This window comes from Asticcacaulis excentricus (assembly GCF_003966695.1).
Classification (GTDB): Bacteria; Pseudomonadota; Alphaproteobacteria; order Caulobacterales; family Caulobacteraceae; genus Asticcacaulis; species Asticcacaulis excentricus_A.
Genome location: NZ_AP018827.1, coordinates 1,191,299 through 1,211,116 on the forward strand (window position 1 = coordinate 1,191,299; position 19,818 = coordinate 1,211,116).

Here is a 19,818-nt window from a genome sequence, read left to right on the forward strand (position 1 = left end):
GGAGCCGGATCGCTGGTGTGATGCTAGCAGATGTAGCGCGCTGAGGCGGAGGGGCCATCCTTTCGTCTCGTCGCCCCCTCCGGCCAGACAAGCTGGCCACCTCCCCCGCTAAGGCAGGGGAGGAGGTGTTTTTAAAAGGCCCTGACATGGTAATCCAATCCGCCCTCATTCAGGCCATGGTCGCCGCCATCCGCAAGGCGTGCAAGGGGGTGTCCCGCGACTTCGGCGAAATCAGCGAGCTTCAGGTGTCGCGCAAAGGCCCCGGCGACTTCGTTACCGCCGCCGACAAGCGCGTGGAAGCCGCCCTGTTCGAGGAACTGACCCGCCTGCGCCCCGGCTACGGCTTTCTAGGGGAAGAACAGGGCCTGCGTGAAGGCACGGACAAGACGCACCGCTGGATCGTCGATCCCATCGATGGCACCACCAACTTCATGCACGGTATCCCGGTGTTTGCCTGCACCGTGGCGCTAGAACGTGATGGAGAGATCGTCGCGGGCGTCACCTATAACCCGATCACCAACGACCTCTACTGGGCCGAAAAGGGCAAGGGTGCCTATCACAATGACCGCCGTCTGCGCGTTTCGGCGCGCAAGGTGATGGAAGACAGCCTGATCGCCACGGGTCTGCCGTTTGTCGGCAAGACCGGCCACGCGCAAGCCCTGAAAGAACTGCATCAGATCATGCAGCGCACGGCCGGTATCCGTCGTCTGGGGGCCTGCTCGCTCGACCTCGCCATGGTGGCCGCTGGTCAGGTGGATGGCTATTGGGAACGCGGGCTTAAGCCGTGGGACATGGCCGCCGGGACGCTGCTGATCACCGAAGCCGGCGGCAAGATCGGCTCGCTGGACGGCGATCAGTCGCCGCTGATCACCGGCGAAATGCTGGCCGCCAATCACGACCTCTATCCGCAACTGCTGGAAAAGCTGCAACTGGCGAAGTGATCATCCACTTGCTAGGATGAGGAATATCCAAGCGACCGTGAACCCCACCATAATGGCGCTGCCGATCAATAACCAGAATTGACGCAGCGCCAGACTCTTTGCGGTTAGGCCGGGTGAACTGGCTTCAAGTTCATTCAGCACATCGTTCAAAGCATTGGAAAGACCACTGATAACCGTCACTCTATTCACCGCCAGCCTATCGATAGCGGCTCTGAGTTGATGCAACCGCTCATAATTTGCTTCCGGTCTGAGTTTGGGCCCCTCCCCTGATAAGGTAAGATCGGGCACATCCAGTCGAATAGAGGCATTTGACTCTATGTTGTTGACCGGCCGCTTACCGTTGGGGTCTGTCAGTTCAAGTACAGCCCTGAGATCGTTGGAAAGCGACGAATTGAGGGCCTTTACCCAGCGGTCCAAGGCCGCGAGATTTCCGCGTATAATCTGACCGCGCGCATCAAGTTCGAGAAGCCCGACCTCTGCTGATTTTTTAATAGCCTCATCCAAAGGTGCCAGAAAAGCCGCGATAGCATCACGATTAAAGGATCGTGCCCTGCGAAACTCGACCCTTACCGCGAGTACGACAGGGACTGAGACAATGAGGGCGACGGTCGTAGAGGTAGTTATGGCCGTGAAAGCATTTTTGAAGATAAAATCGAATAGTGACTCGAATACCTTGCTAAGAAAAGCGTCTCGGGCCGCCGTACCGACACTTTCAACAATAGCGGCCGGAGTCGTAATAACGGTTTGCCACAACGCGGCGACGGCTATGATGCACACGAAGGTAGCGAAGGCCGTCGCCAGCCACATCCAGATGCGATAAAGCCAAACCTCAAGTGTTCCTGCGAACTTCGCCATTATCCTGCCCCCCAGCCTACAAAGGTTAATCTGCCAGAGCCATTAACCTTTGTCTATGCCACACGAGCAACTCAGGCGCGATCAGGCCTCGATCAGGACTTCCGAACTGACGGGCTGCGTCACCGGCGCAATGCCGCGGAAGACGATGGCGATCAGCTTGTCGGCTTCTTCGGCGTTCATCATGTGGAAGCGCCCGGCCAGAAAGCGGAACATCAGCGGGCCATAGATCAGATCAAGCCCCATCTGCATGTCGATATCGCTGCGCAGGTCGCCGCGCTCGACGCCCCGCCGCCAGATGGTCGCCACCGCTTCGCGGCGCTGGTTGAGGAAGCTTTCCAGCAGGGCCTGATTGAAGGTTTCATCCCCCTGCCCTTCGGCGATCAGTTGCGCCAGCGTGCGCCCGGCCGCCGACGCATAGAAGGCCATGGCGTCGCGCATCGCCATCAGGAAGTCGCGCTCCGATGAGCCCGTGTCCGGCACGACGATCTCATCGCTTATGCGCGCCATAAAGGCATCGAAAGCGATATGCAGCTTGTTCGGCCACCACTTATAGAGGGTCGCCTTGGAGACCCCGGCCTTGCGCGCAATGGCTTCGGCGGTGATGTCGCGCAGGTTCCCGGCTTCCAGCAGGTCGAGCGTCGCCTGAAGGATCTGTTCACGCGCACTTTCCGAGCGCGGACGACCACGCGGGCGCTTTACGGGGGGCGAGAGAGTGTCGATGGTCATTTACGCGGCCTCGGATTGATACAAACTCAGATTACGCCAGGCCGACAGTTCGGCCTGAAGGGCGCTCAGGCGACGCAGTGCCCGTTCATAGGCGCGCGCCCCCAGCACCAGATGACCGGGCGCTTCGGGCAGGTCCATGGCGCGCAACACGGCTTGCGCACGACCGGCCATGACCATCTCGTCCAGTTCTTCCTGCCACAGACGCGCAGGCCCCAGCCGGGTGTCGTAGTCTGCGATCACCTGACGCGCGATGATGCGGGCTTCGGGGCCGCCCAGCATACCGGGGTCCACGGTCGTCACCTGAATGCCCAGCGGTTTCAGTTCCTGCGTCAGCGACTCGGACAGGCCGCTCACCGCGCCACGCACCGCGTGGGTCAGGCCAAAGCCCGCCGCCTGCTCCGGGTGACCGGACGCCAGCGTCACCACGTGGCCACGGCGGCGTTCGCGCATGTGCGGCAGCACTTCGCGCATCACATTGAGCACACCGAACAGATTGGTTTCAAACAGGCGGCGCACTTCGAGGTCGCTCGCCTCCTCCACCGCGCCGATCAGGCTGGCGCAGGCATTGTTAACCAGAATATCAATATGGCCAAAGCAACGGATGGCCGTATCGACCGCCACACGCACTTCGTGGGCGTCATCCGAATCCATGGCCAGCGCCACCAGCGCATGGGCATAGTCTTCGAACCCGGTGGCAAAGGTTTCCGGGCGGCGGCCCGTGGCCACCACGAAATCGCCGCGTTCGAGCGCGGCACGCACCAGTTCACGCCCCAGGCCATGCGAGGCCCCGGTAATGAACCATACCCGGTGGCTTTCCGACGCTTCGGAAACCTCTCCGGAGTCCAACAAATCATCTGACACGGTACACGATCCCAAGGCGGCCGGTGCGGGTGAGGACGGCCAAACTCATCCGGATGAGGGAGGTTCCGGGTTGAAGCTATATAAAACTGTACGTACAGTATATCAATGATATGAAGACGTGAATACGTATTCAGTCCGTTAAATACATGACTTCAAAAGGGAAAATTTTTCTCGCATGGGTAGATTTTTATCCCCGATCACGCGATTTGCGGCCTTATGATACCTTTTGCGCACAACCGTAACATTTATTGATGGCTTTTGGCCCTTCAGCGCCTCAGGCGCCGAATTGCAGTTCAGCTAAACGGGCATACAACCCGCCCTGCGCCACCAGTTCCTCGTGCGTCCCCTGCTCGACCACGCGGCCTTCGTCCATCACCACGATGCGGTCGGCCTTGAGCACGGTGGCCAGCCGGTGGGCGATGACCAACGTCGTGCGTTCGCTCATCGCCTCGTTCAGCGCATCCTGCACCAGCCGCTCATTCTCGGCATCCAGTGCCGACGTCGCCTCATCAAGCAGCAGAACCGGGGCCTGACGCACCAGCGCCCGCGCAATCGACAGGCGTTGCTTCTGCCCGCCGGAGAGCGACTTGGCGCGCTCACCCAGAGGCGTGTCAAAGCCCTGCGGCAGGGCCTCGATAAAGGCCTGCGCCTGCGCCTTCATCGCCGCCGTCTGTATCTCTTCGGGCGTCGCGTCTTCGCGGCCAAAGCGGATGTTCTCGGCGGGCGAAGTCGAAAACAGGGCGGCGTCCTGCGCCACCAGCGACAGGCGACGGCGCACCGCCTTGGGGTCGGCTTTGGCGATATCAACGCCATCGAGCGCAATCGTCCCGGTCGTGGGCTCGTAATAGCGCAGCAGCAGCTTGAACACGGTCGATTTCCCCGCCCCCGACGGCCCGACCAGCGCCACCGTCTCACCGGGCTGTACGCTGAGCGAAAAACCGCTCAGCACCGGCTGTTCCGGGCGAGCCGGATAAGCGAAATCGACCTGATCAAACACCACCGCCCCGCGCGCCGGTTCCGGTAACGGCAGAGGATTGGCTGGGGCGACGATAGTCGGCTGTGCCGTCAGCAACTCGTCGATGCGGCTCATGGCGCCGGCGGCCTTTTGCACATCGCCCCAGGTTTCCGACAGAGAGCCGACCGACCCGGCGACCAGCACCGACAGCATGACGAACTGGATCAGCGTGCCTTCCGACATCTCTCCGGCCAGAACGGCGCGCGAGCCGAGCCACAGCACAAAGGCGATGCCGCCAAAGACCAGTGAAATGACCAGCGCCGTCATCAGGGCCCGCGCCCCCATACGCTTCAGCGACTGACGAAACGCCGTTTCCACGCCCTCGCCAAAGCGGCCGCGCGCATAGTCTTCGCGCACAAAGGCCTGCACGGTTTCCAGCGCGTCCAGCGTCTCACCCGCCGTGCCGACGGCGGCGGCAAAGCTGTCCTGCGTCTGGCGCGTCAACTGCCCCACGCGCTTGCCGAAGGTGAACAGCGGCACCAGCACCACCGGGAAGATGCACAGCACGAACAGGGTCAGTTTGGGGCTGACGAACATCAGCAGGATCAGGCCGCCGACGAACGAAATGCCGTTGCGTAGCGCCATGGAGATCGAGGTAGACACCAGGGTATCGACGATCTGAAGATCGGTGGTCAGGCGCGAAATCACCTCACCCGTGCGGATTCTCAGGAAGAAGCCGGGATCGAGACCCAGAATGTGGTTGAACACATCCTTGCGCAGATTGGCCACCACCCGCTCGCCCAGCTTGGTGATGTAGAAGTAGCGCAAGGCGGTCGCCAGAGCCAGCACCAGCGCCACCCCGGCCATCACCCCGAACCACAGGTTCAGTTGCGACCCGTCCTGAGAGCCAAAGCCATTATCGATCAGGTAGCGCGAAGCGACCGTCAGCGACAGGGTGGCCCCTGACGACAACAACAGAAAGAAGATGGCAAAGACCGCATCGACCTTCAGCCGTGCAATATAGGGCCATAGCCGCAGCAAGGGCTTGAGGTTGCGCGTCTTTTCCCGCCCGGCTGCGGCGGAGGTGATCTGCCCCACCAGTTCAGCCCCCGATCCGGGGCGGTCGTTGAGGGCGTCGGAGTCGCTGCGCGGGGGTGTCTGTGCGGTCATAAACCCGCGTTTAATGCGTTATGGCTTGCGCCGCAACGCCGCTTACGCTATGAGCCGCGCTTCGCTGTAACAGCTTCACCCTTTCTTCGCGTCCGCATCCCTGCTGGCCGGACGTTTTTAAGGACTTAATAGAGATGAAAAAAGACGGTCACCCCGACTATCACTGGATCACGGTTACCCTGACCGACGGTTCGTCCTATCAGACCCGCTCGACCTACGGCAAGGAAGGCGCTGTCCTGAACCTCGACATCGACCCCCGCACGCACCCGGCGTGGACCGGCGGTCAGAACACCCTGCTCGACCGCGCTGGCCGCGTGTCGCGCTTCAACAACAAGTTCGGCGGTTTCCTTAAGAAGTAAGCCCCGAGACTTCGTTGAAAGTTTCAAAACCGGCTCAGGCAACTGGGCCGGTTTTTTGTTGCTCCTCTCCCTGCAAAGCGGGAGAGCCGCGTGAAGTCGATGACAGGCAAGGTTCAACCGGGTTAAAAACCACAGATTTCACAGATCAAGAGAGTCTAACGGCAGCTTTATCTGGATTAATCCGAGGCGCAAAGCGCCCATCTGTGCAATTTGTGTCATCTGTGGATACCTTCTCTTCCTGCACGCTGGGAGCCGGGATGCTTATGGCACCACGGTCACAAACAGATAGGTGGCGAAGATCACCAGATGCGTCACGCCCTGCAACACGGTCGTACGGCCGGTGCCCAGTGAAAAGATCGACACCACGAACGACAGCAACAGCAGGACCATCGACTTGGTATCGAGCCCCAGCGACAGAGGCCAGCCCATGACGACGCTTAAGACCGCTACCGCCGGAATAGTCAGGCCGATGGTCGCCAGCGCCGAGCCCAAAGCGAGGTTGAGGCTGGTCTGAAGGCGGTTACGGCGCGCCGCCTTGATGGCCGACAGGCTTTCCGGCGCCAGCACCAGAGCCGCGATCAGCACCCCTACCACGGCCAGCGGCAGACCTGCGCCCACCACCGCCTTTTCAATATGCGGCGACAGGCTCTTGGCCAGCAGCACCACCCCGGCCAGCGCCACGATCAGCACGCCAAAGGCGATCAGGGTCTCTTTCAGCGTCGGCGGCTCGGCATGGGCGTCGGGTTTCAGGTCACCTTCGCCCGACGGCAGGAAGTAGTCGCGATGGCGCACCGTCTGCACCAGCACAAAGGCGCCATAAAGGATCAGCGACACCACGGCGACGAAGATCAGTTGCGACGGCGAAAAGAATGGCCCCGGCACGGAGGAGGTGAAGTTCGGCAGGACCAGAGACAGACAGGCCATGGCCGCCAGCACGCACAGGGCCGAACTGACGCCTTTGAGCACAAAGCGCTGCTCGTGATGGCGCACCCCGCCAACCAGCAGACAGATGCCGACAATACCGTTCATAATGATCATGATCGCCGCAAACACCGTGTCGCGGGCCAGAGTCGCTGTATCACCTGACCCCGACAGCATCAGCGACACGATCAGCGACACCTCGATAATGGTCACGGCAATGGCCAGAACCAGCGTGCCGAAAGGCTCACCTACGCGGTGCGCCACGACTTCGGCATGGTGCACAGCCGCCAGAACGCAGCCCATCATGAGGACCGCCGCCCCGATCACACCCGCCAGCCCGAGATAAGACAGTTGCGCCAGATAGGCCCCCATCCCCAAAAACGGTACGACCAGCGTCCATAAGGGCAGAACCGCGTGCATGGGGGTATGCGGCTTGGGAGACTCTGCCGACAAAGCGTTATGGCTTTCGGGTTGGGTTCCTGGCATTCGGTCGCGTAGCTCCTGTGTGGCGAGGGGATGGCCCGGACGGATCAACAGGCCTTTGTTCTGACATAGGGTGCCCGGTCACCGTTTCAAACCCGGACGGAAGCGATTTGTGCGGTTTATCCCGGTTCCCAGCCCGGCGGGGCCATTTCAAATCCGGCAAAATCAAAGCCCGGCGCGACCGTGCATCCGACCAGAGTCCAGTCCCCCAGGCTCTCTGCGCTTTGCCAGCCGCCGACCGGCACCACGCCCTGCGGCCTCTGCCCGCTCAGCACATCCGGCCCCAACACCACCTCCCACCCCTGCCCTTCGTGATGCAGGCGGAGTTTCAGCGGCGCACCGGCATAGTAGTGCCAGACCTCGACGGCATCTATGCGATGCCAGTGCGAACGCTCCCCCGCCTGAAGCAGGTAATAGATGCACGACGACGCCCCGCGCCCGCCCGAAGGGTTGTCGCGGAAGGTTTCGACATAGTGCCCGCCTTCCGGATGCGCCTGCATCCGCAATTCAGCGATGATAGCGTGAGCGTCGGTCATGGCGCGTCTCCTTTGCAGCCCTTAGCTTAGCGGAATGATTTCAAACGGAATCATTCCGCTCAAGCCGCCATTGAGGCGGCGGCCAAGGTGGCGAGGCCACCACCCGGCGAGGGGCGAAACAAAAAGCTAGATCATTATGTTTCTACCAGAAATCATAATGATCTAGCCTGAATTTTGCGACGCATCAGGCATAAAACGCTAATGACACGCCGCCGCATATCCTGTAATGCGCGCGCTCATCGTACTGTCACCTTTTGCTGATACGCCGTCAGGTGTAACCGGGGTAAGTCTTCCTGAAATGATCATTCAGACCGCCACGACCGAAACCATCGAAGAAAACGGCTGGGCCACGGCCAAAACCCTGGCCGAAGCCCTGCCCTTTATCCAGATCTACGACCGCGAAATCGTCGTGGTGAAGTACGGCGGTCACGCCATGGGGCAGGAAGAAACGGCGCGCATCTTCGCCTCGGACATCGTGCTGCTGAAACTGCTGGGCATCCATCCGATCGTCGTGCACGGCGGCGGGCCGCAGATTTCGGCCATGCTGGGCCGGGCGGGCGTCAAATCGACCTTTATCGACGGCCTGCGCGTCACCGACGAAGCGACCATGGAAATCGCCGAAATGGTGCTGTCGGGTGCGGTGAACAAGGAAATCGCCTCTTGGATCACGCGCGCCGGTCAGGAAGCCGATGTGCGCGGTGTCGGGCTGTCGGGCAAGGACGCCAGCCTGATCACCGTTGAAAAGGCGACGCGCCTGAAAAAAGACCCGGATTCGATGATCGAACAGGTGGTCGATCTGGGTTTTGTGGGTGAGCCCAAGCGCGTGGACGACAAGCTGCTGCGCACCCTGATCGGTGATCTGGAACACGACTATGTGCCGGTCATCGCCCCCATCGGCGTAGCCGAAGACGGCGCGACCTATAACATCAATGCCGACACCGTGGCCGGGGCCGTGGCGGGCAAGATGAACGCCAAGCGCATGTTGCTGCTGACCGATATTGCCGGCGTGCTGGACGGCGAAAAGCGCCTGATCCGTCAGATGACGGTATCGGAAGCCAAGGACCTGATCGAAACCGGCGTCGCCGTGGGCGGCATGATCCCCAAGCTCGAAACCGCCATTGCCGCCATCGACGCCGGCGTGGAAGCCGTGGTTATCCTCGATGGCCGCCGCCCGCACGCCATGCTGGTCGAGTTGTTTACTGAGCACGGCGCGGGCACGCTGATCACGCGGGATTAAGTCAGATTTAGCCACGAAAAACACGAAAATCTCGAAAATTCAGTCCGCTCACACAGGGATGGCTCTTGTAAAATCAGGCGCAAAAAGCCTGCTTTTTCAGCTTTTCGTGTTTTTCGTGGCCAAGACCTTTTATCGCGACGCCCAACAAAACACTTGAACATACACAGGTAAAATCCGAAACAGGCGGTATGAGCCCGCATGTTCAAAACCTTCCGCACGTTTCCACCTGGCTGTTTGACCTCGACAACACCCTCTATCCGCCCGAAGCCGAGGTCATGGCTCTGGTCGAAGGCCGCATGACCGATTTCGTCATGCGACAAACGGGCCTGCCGCGCGAAGAGGCGCGCACGCTTCAGAAAAAATACCTCTATGAGCACGGGACGACGCTCGCCGGGCTGATGGCCTATCACGACATCGACCCCTATGCCTTTATGAACGAGGTGCATGACGTGTCGCTGGATGGCCTTGTGCCCGATGCGACCTTGAATGCCGCCATCACCGCCCTGCCCGGCCGCAAGCTGGTCTTCACCAATGGCGACGAACAGCACGCCTATCGCATTCTTGACAAGCTGGAGATGACCCCTCTGTTCGAGGATGTGTTTCATCTGGGCCATGCCGACCTGATCCCCAAGCCGAACCTCGTTACCTTTCACCGCATGATGCAAAAGCACGCGGTGACCGGTCCCGAAACGGCCTTCTTCGAAGACAGCCCGAAAAACCTCAAACCCGCGCACGAACTAGGCATGACCACCATCCTCGTCGGCCCGCACGCCGACGCCAATGCCGATGCGTTCGTGCACATCCGGGCGGCGTCGCTGAAAGTTTTCCTTACGGAATGAACGGCGTTCAAAATTAACTTGACGCATTGGGAATTCTGAACCATGTTCAGTGAACGCCGTTCACAGGCGTGTCACGGAGATCATGGTCATGTTCAAACCGATTGCCCTTATCCTGTTCGCGTCTGCCCTTGCCCTGCCCGCCGCCGCGCAGGACAGCCTTGAAAACACCTCCAAGGCCGCGGCCAATTCGGTCGAAGCCACCGCCCAGTTGTCGGGCGCCGGCGTGATGGTGGTGGCCGGCAGCGCCGCCCTGCCCTTTGTCGCCGTCGGGGCCTCAGCCGAAAGCACCGGTGCGGCGATCCGCGATTCCGGCGAGGCCGTCTGGGACGAAGCCAATAAACCGCTGACGGTCAGCCCCGAAACCGTGGTGGCGCAGGACGCGCCGAAGGTTCCAAACGAGGCCGAAAAGCCGCAAAAGAAGGCGCAGTAAGGTGTGGCGGGCGGCGCTGCTAGCTGTATCCCTGCTCCTGCCCACCGGCGCGTGGGCGGGCAACGAATCCGGCGACAGCGCCGCCAACGCCAAACCGCATTTCAGCCCGCCGGAAGCCGCCGCCTTCGCCAAACAGATCGAGCAAAATCTGGCGGCCAGGGGCGCGCGGGTGGCCATCGTCTTTCGCACCAGCCGCGCGCACGACAAGCTGCCGCCCGGCATCGCCTATACGCACGGGGCCTTCTGGGTCCACAGCGACATCACCACCGCCGGCGGACGCCACCTTCAGGGCTATGCGGTCTATAATCTCTATCACGGCGACGGAAAGACCCTGCCGGTCAGCCAGTCCTATCTGAAGCAGGACTTCCCTCTGAATTTCGCCAGCGTCTCGGCCGAAGACGATGTCGGGGTCATAATCCCGACACCGGAAATGCAGCGGCGGCTGCGGGCGCTGATCGGCACGCCCGCCTATGCGCGCCTGCACGTCAGCGACTATTCGCTGGTATCCAATCCGCTGGAGGCGAAGTACCAGAACTGCGTCGAATTTGTGCTGGATGTCGTCGCGGCGGCGGCATGGGAGACCGACTCCTACCCTCAGATCAAGGCCAATCTGACGCGCTGGTTTGAACCGACCACTGTCAAGGCCGGCTTCGTGCAACGCACGCTGGGGCCGATGGCCGATGCGCGCCTGCGCACCGACGACCACCCCGGCGCGATCCGTACCGCCACCTATGAGAGCCTGTCGGCGTTTATGCTCAAACATGAACTGGCGACAGAGGCGTATGTGATCAGGCGCACTCAGTAAACAGCGCCTGAGCGTGAGCGAAAAAAGAAACCTTGATCCGAAGGATCATAGGTCTTAAGGCCCTGTCATTCCTTCTTTGACAGACCTTATGAGAGCCGCCATGTCCGACCTCGCCGCCTTCCACGACGATATCGAAGCCGCCTGGGAAATCCGCGACACCCTGTCGCCGTCCACCACCGGTCCGGTGCGCGATGCGGTGGAAAAGGCGCTGGGCCTGATAGACAATGGCCGCTTCCGCGTCGCCGAAAAGATCGACGGCGAATGGGTCACGCATCAGTGGCTGAAAAAGGCCGTGCTGCTCTCCTTCCGCCTCAATGGCAACCACCTGATGCACACGGGGCGTGGCCTGTTTGAACAGGCCCCTATCGGCCCCTTCTGGGACAAGGTGCCCAACAAGTTCGCCAAGTGGAAGGCCGAAGACTATCAGGACGCCGGTTTCCGCTCGGTGCCGGGCGCTATCGTCCGCCACGGTGCTTTTGTGGGCAAGAATGTCGTGCTGATGCCGTCGTTCGTGAACATCGGCGCCTATGTCGGAGAAGGCACCATGGTCGATACCTGGGCCACGGTCGGCTCCTGCGCCCAGATCGGCAAGCACGTGCACCTGTCGGGCGGCGTCGGTATCGGCGGCGTGCTTGAGCCGCTTCAGGCCAACCCGACCATCATCGAAGACAACTGCTTTATCGGGGCGCGCTCCGAAGTGGTCGAAGGCGTCATCGTGCGCGAAGGCTCGGTGCTGGGCATGGGCGTCTATCTGGGGCAATCGACGCGCATAGTCGATCGCGCCACCGGCGAAGTCTTCTACGGTGAAGTGCCGCCCTATTCGGTCGTCGTGGCGGGTTCCATGCCGTCGTCGAACGACAAGAACCCGAACGCCCCGCACCTCTACTGCGCCGTCATCGTCAAGCGCGTCGATGCCCAGACGCGCTCCAAGACCGGGATCAACGAACTGCTGCGCGATTAAACCGGTTGACGCTTATCCCGTGGCCCACCACACTGCCAGGCCAGAAATATAAGGCCAAGAATAGAGGGATGAGACGGATGAGACTGCGCGGATGGGCTGCGGCCCTGTGTCTTATGGTGTGGGCAAGCCCGCTGGCGCAGGCCGCAGAGCCGGTCACCACAGCCGCCCCGGCAACGGCCGACAAGCCGCGCGTCTTCGTCCTGACCGATATCGAGAACGAACCAGATGATGCGGAGTCTCTGGTGCGGTTCCTGACCTATGCCAATCAGTGGGATATCGAGGGTCTGGTCGCGACCACCTCCATCCATATGCGCCACCACACGGCCCCGGAGCGCATCCGCCAGATTGTGCGCGCCTATGGGCAGGTGCAGCCCAACCTCAACCGCCACGAACCGGGCTATCCGTCCGCCGAACACCTCCTGTCTGTGGTCAGCGAAGGCCCGCAAGCCTATGGCATGACGGCCGTGGGGAAGGGCCTGACCTCGCCGGGGGCTGAGCAACTTATCCGGGCGGTGGATCGCCGCGATGAGCGTCCGCTGTGGGTGCTGGTGTGGGGCGGCCCCAATACGCTGGCTCAGGCCCTGCATAAGGTGCGCGCCACGCGGAGCAAGGCCGAACTGAAGCGCTTTGTGGCCAAGTTGCGCGTCTATACCATCTCCGATCAAGACGATTCCGGCCCATGGCTACGTCAGACCTTTCCGGACCTTTTCTATATCGCCAGCCCCGGTATGCACGACGGCGGCGCCTATCACCACGCCACCTGGTCGGGCATCAGCGGCGACCGTTTCCACGGGCGTTTTGTCGGTGCGGATTTCAGTCTGGTCGATGTGCCGTGGCTGCAAACCCACATTATGAGCAAGGGGCCTCTGGGGGCCGAATACCCGAAACCCATCTATCTGATGGAAGGCGATACCCCCAGCTTCCTGTACCTGATCAATAACGGTCTGGGCGCGCCCGAACACCCCGACTGGGGCAGTTGGGGTGGGCGTTATGAGTTCTACACCCCACCGCCCGCGCGCTGGCACCTGATCCCGGAAACGCGGCCTTTGTGGACCGATGCCGAGGACGAGGTGCTGGGGGTCGATGGCAACTGGCACACGAGCAATCACGCCACCATCTGGCGCTGGCGTCAGGCCTATCAGAACGACTTTGCCGCACGCATGGACTGGACGATCAAGCCCTATGCCGAGGCCAATCACCCGCCGGTGCCAATACTGTCGCATCCGGATCGTTTAACGGCGCGGCTGGGGGACACGCTGTCACTCAGCGCCGAAGGCTCCACAGACCCCGATAAGGACGCACTGAGCTTTGAGTGGTTTGTCTATGGCGAAGCCGGCGGCTTTACGACCTCTAACGGGCGCAATGGCCGCATGGTGACCATCGCCAATGCCGATCAGCCCAAAATTAACCTGACCATCCCGAAAAACAGCGTCTTCCGCACCGGCACCCTGCACGTCATCGTGGCCGTGACGGACAAAGGCACCCCGGCCCTGACGCGCTACAAGCGGGTGATCATCGACGTGAAGCGGTAGGGGCAGCATTACCAAGCTAGTTCTGCAACAATTTCCCAACTCCGCCGACGAATTGCGAAGAATTTTTAGATCGGATAATTAGAGTAAACCTTCTTAAGGTCTTGGTCGCGCGCGATGCTCACCGGTGTCACTAACTCACGCACGAGAACCTTGGTCATGCAGGCTTTACGATCCAAACCACGACATTCGGGATCAACGATTGCCCGTTTGGCAATCAGGTCCTTTGCGGGACCCTTGAGCACACCCAAATCGCCAATTCGCTGACGTTCCCCCAGCTCAATCCCAGCAGCCTCAAAGGCTAGATAGGCCAGTTCGCTACAGTAGATGGCGCGATTTTCGAATGAAAAATATACGTCATAAGGTCGGCCGTAGAGACGTTTGGCTTCCGAAAAAACTTGCTGCCTCTGGCGAATCGTCAAGGCTTTCGGACGATAGACGGCGACACGCGCGAACTTGCCGCGTTGCGTCCACTCCCTCAAAGGTGTCTCTTTTACCGGTCCGACGGCTTCGACCACCATCCAACCGGATGAAGTGTGTTTGACAATGCCCATGTGGGTGTAGAGGCTGCGGCTGGCGACCAGAATGGCCTTTGATTGCTGGCTACGCGAAGTCTGGAATATCAGGTCGCCCTGATGCAGGTCCGGCATGGGACAGAACCACCGGACCAGACCGAACATCAGAAGAATAAGCGCCGCCGCGCCCGCCAATCGCCAGATTTTCATTGCCACCCCTGAACTTTGTTCAAAGTTTAGCAGAATCCGCCACCCCGTCCAAGTACCGTTTGGTCTGATCCAGCGCATTGTCCGCCAGTGACGCGCGGCGGCGTTTGAGGTCAACCGCGCCGGCGTCATAGTCCGCCATCAGGGCGCGCACGAAATCGCCCGACTGCACGTCTTTCAGCACGGCGTCCATAGCCGCTTTTGAGGCATCGCCGATAATGCGCGGGCCGGTCAGATAGGCCCCGTATTCGGCGGTATTGGAAATCTTCTCAAAACCGCCGGACATGCCGCGCTCCCACAGCAAATCGACCACCAGCTTCAGCTCGTAGCAGGTTTCAAACCACGCCACTTCGCGCGGATAGCCCGCCGCCACCAGAGTCTCAAACGCCGTGGTGACCAGTTCGCGCGTCCCGCCACACAGGACCACCTGCTCACCGAACAGATCGCTTTCGCACTCGGCCTTCAGGGTGGTCTCCAAAATCCCCTTACGCCCGCAACCGAGCGCCGCCGCAAACGACAGGCCGATGGCCTTGGCGTGACCCGTGGCGTCCTGCTGCACGGCAAACAGGCAGAAGACCCCCTCGCCCGCCTCATAGATGTCGCGGATGCGCGGCCCGATCCCCTTGGGCGAGACCAGCAGCACATCCACATCTTTCGGCGGCGTGACCAGCCCGAAATTGACCGACAGCCCATGCGCAAAGATCAGCGCCTGACCGGCCCGCAGGTGCGGCCCCACCTGATCGCGGAACAGGGCCTGATGCGCCTCATCAGACGTCAGAACCACGATCACCTCGGCCCATGGCACACCCTCTTCGACCGTCACCACCGCAAACCCATCGGCGGCGGCCTTGTCCCGGGTGGCCGATCCGGGTTTCAGCGCCACGCGGATGTCGGATACACCGGAATCGCGGGCATTCAGCGCCTGCGTGCGGCCTTGCGAACCATAGCCGATGACCAGCAGGCGCTTGCCGCGGATCACAGCCAGGTCGCAGTCGCGATCATAATAGACGGGCAGAGTCATGGGAACTCCAAAACATCGTAGCCATCGACGGAGAATCGTCGCATTAACCTTGATTAACGAAATTTTCACATCGGTTTTCATACCGGATCGTGATAGTGGTTGATCCAAAAGATTAACCAACCATCAAGCTCTATTTCTTATTTCTAAAGAGTCGAGCTTGTTGCGATATGCCGATTTATTGGTGAAGTCGCTAAGATAATCCGGCTGGCTTGGCGAGTGGAAATTTCATCAGTTATGCGGATGAATCACATGTTTGACAAACCTGCACCAATGCGCATCAAGTTGCATCCCGAATACCAGTATCTGGAATTACTTCGTGACCTGCTTGATAACGGCGTGGAACGTAGTGATCGTACGGGTGTTGGAACCAAGGGGCTTTTTGGCCGACAAATCCGTTTTGATTTGTCGGAAGGTTTTCCTGTTATCACAACCAAAAAACTTCATTTGAAGTCCATCATTCACGAACTCCTTTGGTTTTTAGCCGGGGATACCAAAGTCAAAACGCTTCAGGATAAGGGCGTAAAAATTTGGAATGATTGGGCCGACGAAAAAGGTGATTTAGGCTGTATTTACGGCAAACAATGGCGCCGCTGGGAAGGTAAGGATGGTCGAATTGTAGATCAAATTACCCAGTTATTGGATGGTCTAAAAAACAACCCTTACTCACGACGTCATATAGTTTCGGCGTGGAATCCCGCAGAAATAGAGGACATGGCCTTACCTCCTTGCCATTGCCTTTTTCAATTCCATGTGGCGGATGGCAAGCTGTCGTGTCAACTCTATCAGCGGTCCGCCGATATCTTTCTCGGTGTGCCGTTCAATATCGCCTCCTATGCGCTTCTGACGCACATGGTGGCTCAGGTTATTGGTCTGCAGGTCGGTGACTTCGTGCACAGCTTTGGTGACGTGCACCTCTATCTGAACCATGTCGAACAGGCACAGACTCAACTATCGCGCGACCCCATGCCCTTCCCGACGCTGAAACTGGCACCGAAGACCGATTTATTTGACTTTGCCTTCGAAGATATTGAAGTCATTAACTACCAGTCTCATGGCATCCTCAAAGCGCCGGTGGCGGTATAATCCCTTCTCCCCGTTTACGGGGAGAAGGTGGCCTGCTAAGGCCGGATGAGGGGCAATACGGATTAGCCCCTCACCCCAGCCCTCTTCCCGCATGCAGGAAGAGGGGGAGACATCAATGCCCAAACCCAAACTCGCCCTTATCGTCGCCATGAGCGAAAACCGCGTCATCGGGCGCGACAACGCCCTGCCTTGGCATCTGAAATCCGACCTGAAGATGTTCAAGGCCATTACCCAGTTCAAACCCATCATCATGGGCTCGAACACCTGGGACTCGCTGCCGCGCAAGCCCTTGCCAGGACGGCTGAACCTCGTCTGCTCGCGTGATCTGAAGTTCGAGGCCGAGGGCGGCATCGTGTGCAATTCGCTGTTTGAAGCACTCGATATCGCCCGCGAACACGCCGCTGACGATGGGGCCGATGAGGTGGTGGTGATCGGCGGCGCCAATATTTACGAACAGACCCTGCCCAAGGCCGACCGTCTCTATGTGACCGAGGTACACACGACGCTGGAAGGCGACGCGCACTTCCCGCAGATCGACCCGGCACAATGGACCGAGGTGAAGTCGGAATTCTGCCCCAGGGCTGAGGGCGACGATTACGACTTCACGCTGAAGGTCTATGAGCGGAAACGCATATAATTATACCTCCCCAGTTTACTGGGGAGGGGGACCGAACGAGCGAACGTAGTGAGTGAGATGCGGTGGTGGGGGTTTTAGAATCGGCCTCTGCCCCCCTCCGTCACGCCTTCGGCGTGCCACCTCCCCCAGTAAACTGGGGGAGTAAAAACAACTACACCAGCGAAGCCAGTGCCGAGCGGTCGAACGCCTTGACGTCCTCAAGCTGACCGGCGCGCACCTTGTTGAGCCACTGCGGATCGGCCAGCAAAGCACGACCGACGGCCACCAGATCGAACTCCCCGCGCTCCAGACGGCGCAGCAACTCGTCAATGCCCTGCGGATTGGCCTGCGCCCCGCCGAAGAAGGTGATGAAGTCTTCGGCCAGACCGACGCTGCCCACCGTGATCACCGGGGCCCCGGTCAGCTTCTTGACCCAACCGGCAAAGTTGAGGTCCGAGCCTTCGAATTCCGGTTCCCAAAAGCGGCGCTGCGAGGCGTGGATGATATCCACCCCGGCATCGAGCAGCGGCCGCACCCAGTCTTCCAACTCCTGCGGCGTGTGGGTGACCTTGGCGTCATAGACCCCGCCCTTGAACTGCGAAATGCGGATGATCAGCGGGTAGTCTGCCCCGACCTCGGCGCGCACAGCCTTGATGATCTCGGCCGCAAATTTGGTGCGCGCACCGATCGTATCGCCGCCCCACTGATCGCCGCGCTTATTGGTGCGGTCCCAGAAAAATTCGTCGATCAGATAGCCGTGCGCCCCGTGCAGTTCCACCGCATCGAAGCCCAGCTTTTTGGCGTCACCCGCGGCGCGCGCAAAGGCGGCGATGGTGTCGGCCACATCGGCATCGCTCATCGGTTCCCACTTTTGCGTACCGTCGAGCGCAATGCCCGAAGGGCTCTGCTTCGGCTGAGGATCATACTCACCGCGCGAGGCGGCCGCTCCGGTGTGCCAGATTTGCGGCGCGATCAGCCCGCCCTTGGCATGGACCGCTTCGACCACCTTGCCCCAGGCCGGCAGCGCCTCGCCGAAGAAGTTGGGGATACCGGCCTCGTTCTTGGAAGCCGGACGCTCGATCACCGTACCCTCGGTCAGAAGCAGCCCCACCCCGCCTTCGGCGCGCCGCTGATAATAGGCGGCCACGTCAGCGGTCGGGATACCGCCCGGCGAAAACTCCCGCGTCATGGGGGCCATGACCACGCGGTTTTTCAGCTTCAGCGATTTCAGTTCATAGGGCGAAAACAGGGTGTCTAACGACATGAGGGAGCTCCGATTAAAAAGTAACCGAAGCGGATATGGTTACGCTTTTCGCAGGCGCAAGAAATCTATCCCGCCACTGTCAGAATTTATCCGATCACTTTTGGAAAGGCCTTGATCAGATTGGCTTCAGCCGCCTCAGCCGCCTTCAACAAAGTGTCTGGAAGTTGCGGTTTAAGGGCATCGCGTGCCGCCGCCGCCTCTGGGTGTCCATTTTTGGCCGCCACATCCAGCCAGACATAGGCATTGGCCAGATCATTCGGCGTCTTGGCCGTCTCTTTGATAAAAAACTGCGCCAGAGCATATTGGGCGTCACTATACCCCTGTTTGGCGGCCTCGATCCACAAGGCCTTGGCCATCACCATGTCCTTGGCCGTATACGCCTGCTGGGCTTTGCGATGTTGTGCGCGGGCATTCTTGGCCGCCACGGCATTATCCAACCATTCGGTCGCTTTTGACACGTCTGCCCGCACGCCATCCCCGGCGGCGTAGATTTCAGATAGCCTGATCATCGCCTCAGGATAGCCCGCACCGGCGGCCTTTTCGAGCAAGTCCAGACCGCGCTTACGATCAGGCACCCCCGCTTCGGGGTCATATAACAAGTTGCCCGCCAGATACTGTGCTAGGGTGCGATACTTATCCGCGATGACGGCCTTGGTTTCCACCAGTCTTAAAGCGATAGTGCGCGCTTCGGGAAGGTTTCGAATATTCGGATCAGTACTCGAATAAAGATCAATCAGGGTGAAGGCACCGTTTTGGACATAGCCCGGCAGATAGGTTTCGATGCTCTTGCCTGCCGCATCGTAACAGACACGATTCCATTTTACTGCCTGCTTCAGGTCTTTGGCCACGCCGTCACCTCTGACATAGATCGTCGCCAGCTTGCGCGTGCTGTAGCAGCGGTGATCATATCCCATTTCCGGATCAAGCGCGAAGGCTTCGAGCGCCTTTATCGGATCGGCCGACAAACGCACCGCCGCATCCTGTGAATCTGTAACGCCCAACCGGGCCGACGCTCGGTAAAGATCGGCGGCTTTCGTCGTATCGGCGGCGACCCCCTCTCCCTTTTCGTACATCTGCGCCAAGCCATGGCAGCCCTTGACCAACTGACCGGCCTTGTCGAAGGACGTCGCGCGGGACGGCAGTTTGCCGGTGCGCTTGAGATCAATCTGGGCCTGCTTGCAGTCCTTTTCGTAGCGTTTGAGCAGGAAGGAATAATTTTTTTCGGCAATCGCCTTTTCAACGATCGGATCGGGGCCTTCTCTAAGCGCCTTTTCGGCCTCGGAACGCCGCTTGGCATCGGCCAATCGGCTGGAGGTCGTGTCACGTCTGGGTTCCTGATAGGTGCGATTGGGTATGTAGGTCGGCGGCGGTGTCATGGTTTGCGCAGCCAGCGAGCCCACCATAAACAACAGGCACAGGCTGACCACGAAGCCTGTGATGACGTTCCTACACATGTTATCCCCCCCTGACCACGCCTCCCCGGCGCGTATTGTGCCCCTACACA

Annotated in this window: 20 protein-coding genes; 10 read left to right on the forward strand and 10 right to left on the reverse strand. The window is 60.1% G+C overall.

The window, feature by feature from the left end; all coding sequences use genetic code 11:
• The first annotated feature begins 146 nt into the window (after positions 1–146).
• Positions 147–941 carry an inositol monophosphatase family protein gene (locus EM6_RS05460; RefSeq protein WP_013479212.1) on the forward strand — a complete coding sequence of 265 codons (795 nt, stop codon included), beginning with the start codon at positions 147–149 and terminating at the stop codon, positions 939–941.
• Here EM6_RS05460 and EM6_RS05465 read toward each other — a convergent pair whose 3' ends face one another.
• From EM6_RS05465 to EM6_RS05480, 4 genes are all read right to left on the reverse strand, one after another.
• Positions 942–1,796 (reverse strand): hypothetical protein, encoded by an 855-nt coding sequence (locus EM6_RS05465; RefSeq protein ID WP_126420869.1) that lies wholly within the window; start codon positions 1,794–1,796, stop codon positions 942–944.
• Positions 1,797–1,877: 81 nt separating this feature from the next.
• Entirely contained in the window at positions 1,878–2,522 is a 645-nt protein-coding gene (locus EM6_RS05470; RefSeq protein WP_126420871.1) for a TetR/AcrR family transcriptional regulator, read from the reverse strand.
• Positions 2,523–3,383 (reverse strand): SDR family NAD(P)-dependent oxidoreductase, encoded by an 861-nt coding sequence (locus EM6_RS05475; RefSeq protein WP_172961140.1) that lies wholly within the window; start codon positions 3,381–3,383, stop codon positions 2,523–2,525.
• Between the two features lie 274 nt (positions 3,384–3,657).
• Entirely contained in the window at positions 3,658–5,508 is a 1,851-nt protein-coding gene (locus EM6_RS05480; RefSeq protein ID WP_126420875.1) for an ABC transporter transmembrane domain-containing protein, read from the reverse strand.
• A gap of 134 nt (positions 5,509–5,642) precedes the next feature.
• On the opposite strand from EM6_RS05480, the gene rpmE reads away from it, so the two are divergent.
• Complete coding sequence (rpmE, locus tag EM6_RS05485) at positions 5,643–5,867, forward strand: 50S ribosomal protein L31 (protein WP_013479216.1); 225 nt, start codon at positions 5,643–5,645, stop codon at positions 5,865–5,867.
• 261 nt (positions 5,868–6,128) lie between these two features.
• Here rpmE and EM6_RS05490 read toward each other — a convergent pair whose 3' ends face one another.
• On the reverse strand, positions 6,129–7,274 hold the full coding sequence (locus EM6_RS05490; RefSeq protein ID WP_197723596.1) for a calcium:proton antiporter: 1,146 nt from the start codon (positions 7,272–7,274) through the stop codon (positions 6,129–6,131).
• 116 nt (positions 7,275–7,390) lie between these two features.
• Entirely contained in the window at positions 7,391–7,807 is a 417-nt protein-coding gene (locus EM6_RS05495; RefSeq protein WP_126420877.1) for a cupin domain-containing protein, read from the reverse strand.
• Between the two features lie 298 nt (positions 7,808–8,105).
• Here EM6_RS05495 and argB point away from each other — a divergent pair, with 298 nt between their 5' ends.
• The 6 genes from argB (at position 8,106) to EM6_RS05525 (ending at position 13,611) form a co-directional block, all read left to right on the forward strand.
• A complete protein-coding gene (gene argB / locus EM6_RS05500) occupies positions 8,106–9,044 on the forward strand; it encodes an acetylglutamate kinase (protein ID WP_126420879.1) in 939 nt (312 codons plus the stop codon).
• A gap of 188 nt (positions 9,045–9,232) precedes the next feature.
• Positions 9,233–9,883 (forward strand): pyrimidine 5'-nucleotidase, encoded by a 651-nt coding sequence (locus tag EM6_RS05505; protein ID WP_126420881.1) that lies wholly within the window; start codon positions 9,233–9,235, stop codon positions 9,881–9,883.
• A gap of 88 nt (positions 9,884–9,971) precedes the next feature.
• Positions 9,972–10,313, forward strand: coding sequence for a hypothetical protein (locus EM6_RS05510; RefSeq protein ID WP_126420883.1), 342 nt, complete (start codon positions 9,972–9,974; stop codon positions 10,311–10,313).
• Between the two features lies 1 nt (position 10,314).
• Positions 10,315–11,118: a DUF2145 domain-containing protein gene (locus tag EM6_RS05515; RefSeq protein ID WP_126420885.1), complete on the forward strand. Its 804-nt coding sequence runs from the start codon at positions 10,315–10,317 to the stop codon at positions 11,116–11,118.
• A gap of 100 nt (positions 11,119–11,218) precedes the next feature.
• Positions 11,219–12,079: a 2,3,4,5-tetrahydropyridine-2,6-dicarboxylate N-succinyltransferase gene (gene dapD / locus EM6_RS05520; protein WP_126420887.1), complete on the forward strand. Its 861-nt coding sequence runs from the start codon at positions 11,219–11,221 to the stop codon at positions 12,077–12,079.
• A gap of 77 nt (positions 12,080–12,156) precedes the next feature.
• Complete coding sequence (locus EM6_RS05525; RefSeq protein ID WP_197723598.1) at positions 12,157–13,611, forward strand: nucleoside hydrolase-like domain-containing protein; 1,455 nt, start codon at positions 12,157–12,159, stop codon at positions 13,609–13,611.
• 65 nt (positions 13,612–13,676) lie between these two features.
• Here EM6_RS05525 and EM6_RS05530 read toward each other — a convergent pair whose 3' ends face one another.
• Both EM6_RS05530 and ilvC read right to left on the reverse strand, forming a co-directional pair.
• A complete protein-coding gene (locus EM6_RS05530) occupies positions 13,677–14,333 on the reverse strand; it encodes a YiiX/YebB-like N1pC/P60 family cysteine hydrolase (protein WP_126420889.1) in 657 nt (218 codons plus the stop codon).
• Positions 14,334–14,352: 19 nt separating this feature from the next.
• Entirely contained in the window at positions 14,353–15,351 is a 999-nt protein-coding gene (gene ilvC / locus EM6_RS05535; protein WP_126420891.1) for a ketol-acid reductoisomerase, read from the reverse strand.
• A 249-nt stretch (positions 15,352–15,600) separates the two neighbouring features.
• On the opposite strand from ilvC, the gene EM6_RS05540 reads away from it, so the two are divergent.
• Both EM6_RS05540 and EM6_RS05545 read left to right on the forward strand, forming a co-directional pair.
• A complete protein-coding gene (locus EM6_RS05540; RefSeq protein WP_232037105.1) occupies positions 15,601–16,434 on the forward strand; it encodes a thymidylate synthase in 834 nt (277 codons plus the stop codon).
• Between the two features lie 115 nt (positions 16,435–16,549).
• Entirely contained in the window at positions 16,550–17,071 is a 522-nt protein-coding gene (locus EM6_RS05545; protein ID WP_126420893.1) for a dihydrofolate reductase, read from the forward strand.
• Positions 17,072–17,222: 151 nt separating this feature from the next.
• On the opposite strand, the gene EM6_RS05550 is transcribed toward EM6_RS05545, so the two are convergent.
• Positions 17,223–18,314 carry an NADH:flavin oxidoreductase gene (locus EM6_RS05550; protein WP_126420895.1) on the reverse strand — a complete coding sequence of 364 codons (1,092 nt, stop codon included), beginning with the start codon at positions 18,312–18,314 and terminating at the stop codon, positions 17,223–17,225.
• A gap of 86 nt (positions 18,315–18,400) precedes the next feature.
• Positions 18,401–19,768: a tetratricopeptide repeat protein gene (locus tag EM6_RS05555; RefSeq protein WP_126420897.1), complete on the reverse strand. Its 1,368-nt coding sequence runs from the start codon at positions 19,766–19,768 to the stop codon at positions 18,401–18,403.
• Positions 19,769–19,818: the final 50 nt, after the last annotated feature.

Excerpts from the sequence above, each read along its gene's own strand:
- EM6_RS05460 (WP_013479212.1), top strand. The coding sequence starts at position 147 with ATGGTAATCCAATCCGCCCTCATTCAGGCCATGGTCGCCGCCATCCGC.
- EM6_RS05465 (WP_126420869.1), bottom strand. The coding sequence starts at position 1,796 with ATGGCGAAGTTCGCAGGAACACTTGAGGTTTGGCTTTATCGCATCTGG.
- EM6_RS05470 (WP_126420871.1), bottom strand. The coding sequence starts at position 2,522 with ATGACCATCGACACTCTCTCGCCCCCCGTAAAGCGCCCGCGTGGTCGT.
- EM6_RS05480 (WP_126420875.1), bottom strand. The coding sequence starts at position 5,508 with ATGACCGCACAGACACCCCCGCGCAGCGACTCCGACGCCCTCAACGAC.
- rpmE (WP_013479216.1), top strand. The coding sequence starts at position 5,643 with ATGAAAAAAGACGGTCACCCCGACTATCACTGGATCACGGTTACCCTG.
- EM6_RS05490 (WP_197723596.1), bottom strand. The coding sequence starts at position 7,274 with ATGCCAGGAACCCAACCCGAAAGCCATAACGCTTTGTCGGCAGAGTCT.
- EM6_RS05495 (WP_126420877.1), bottom strand. The coding sequence starts at position 7,807 with ATGACCGACGCTCACGCTATCATCGCTGAATTGCGGATGCAGGCGCAT.
- argB (WP_126420879.1), top strand. The coding sequence starts at position 8,106 with ATGATCATTCAGACCGCCACGACCGAAACCATCGAAGAAAACGGCTGG.
- EM6_RS05505 (WP_126420881.1), top strand. The coding sequence starts at position 9,233 with ATGAGCCCGCATGTTCAAAACCTTCCGCACGTTTCCACCTGGCTGTTT.
- EM6_RS05510 (WP_126420883.1), top strand. The coding sequence starts at position 9,972 with ATGTTCAAACCGATTGCCCTTATCCTGTTCGCGTCTGCCCTTGCCCTG.
- dapD (WP_126420887.1), top strand. The coding sequence starts at position 11,219 with ATGTCCGACCTCGCCGCCTTCCACGACGATATCGAAGCCGCCTGGGAA.
- EM6_RS05525 (WP_197723598.1), top strand. The coding sequence starts at position 12,157 with ATGAGACTGCGCGGATGGGCTGCGGCCCTGTGTCTTATGGTGTGGGCA.
- EM6_RS05530 (WP_126420889.1), bottom strand. The coding sequence starts at position 14,333 with ATGAAAATCTGGCGATTGGCGGGCGCGGCGGCGCTTATTCTTCTGATG.
- ilvC (WP_126420891.1), bottom strand. The coding sequence starts at position 15,351 with ATGACTCTGCCCGTCTATTATGATCGCGACTGCGACCTGGCTGTGATC.
- EM6_RS05540 (WP_232037105.1), top strand. The coding sequence starts at position 15,601 with ATGTTTGACAAACCTGCACCAATGCGCATCAAGTTGCATCCCGAATAC.
- EM6_RS05545 (WP_126420893.1), top strand. The coding sequence starts at position 16,550 with ATGCCCAAACCCAAACTCGCCCTTATCGTCGCCATGAGCGAAAACCGC.
- EM6_RS05550 (WP_126420895.1), bottom strand. The coding sequence starts at position 18,314 with ATGTCGTTAGACACCCTGTTTTCGCCCTATGAACTGAAATCGCTGAAG.
- EM6_RS05555 (WP_126420897.1), bottom strand. The coding sequence starts at position 19,768 with ATGTGTAGGAACGTCATCACAGGCTTCGTGGTCAGCCTGTGCCTGTTG.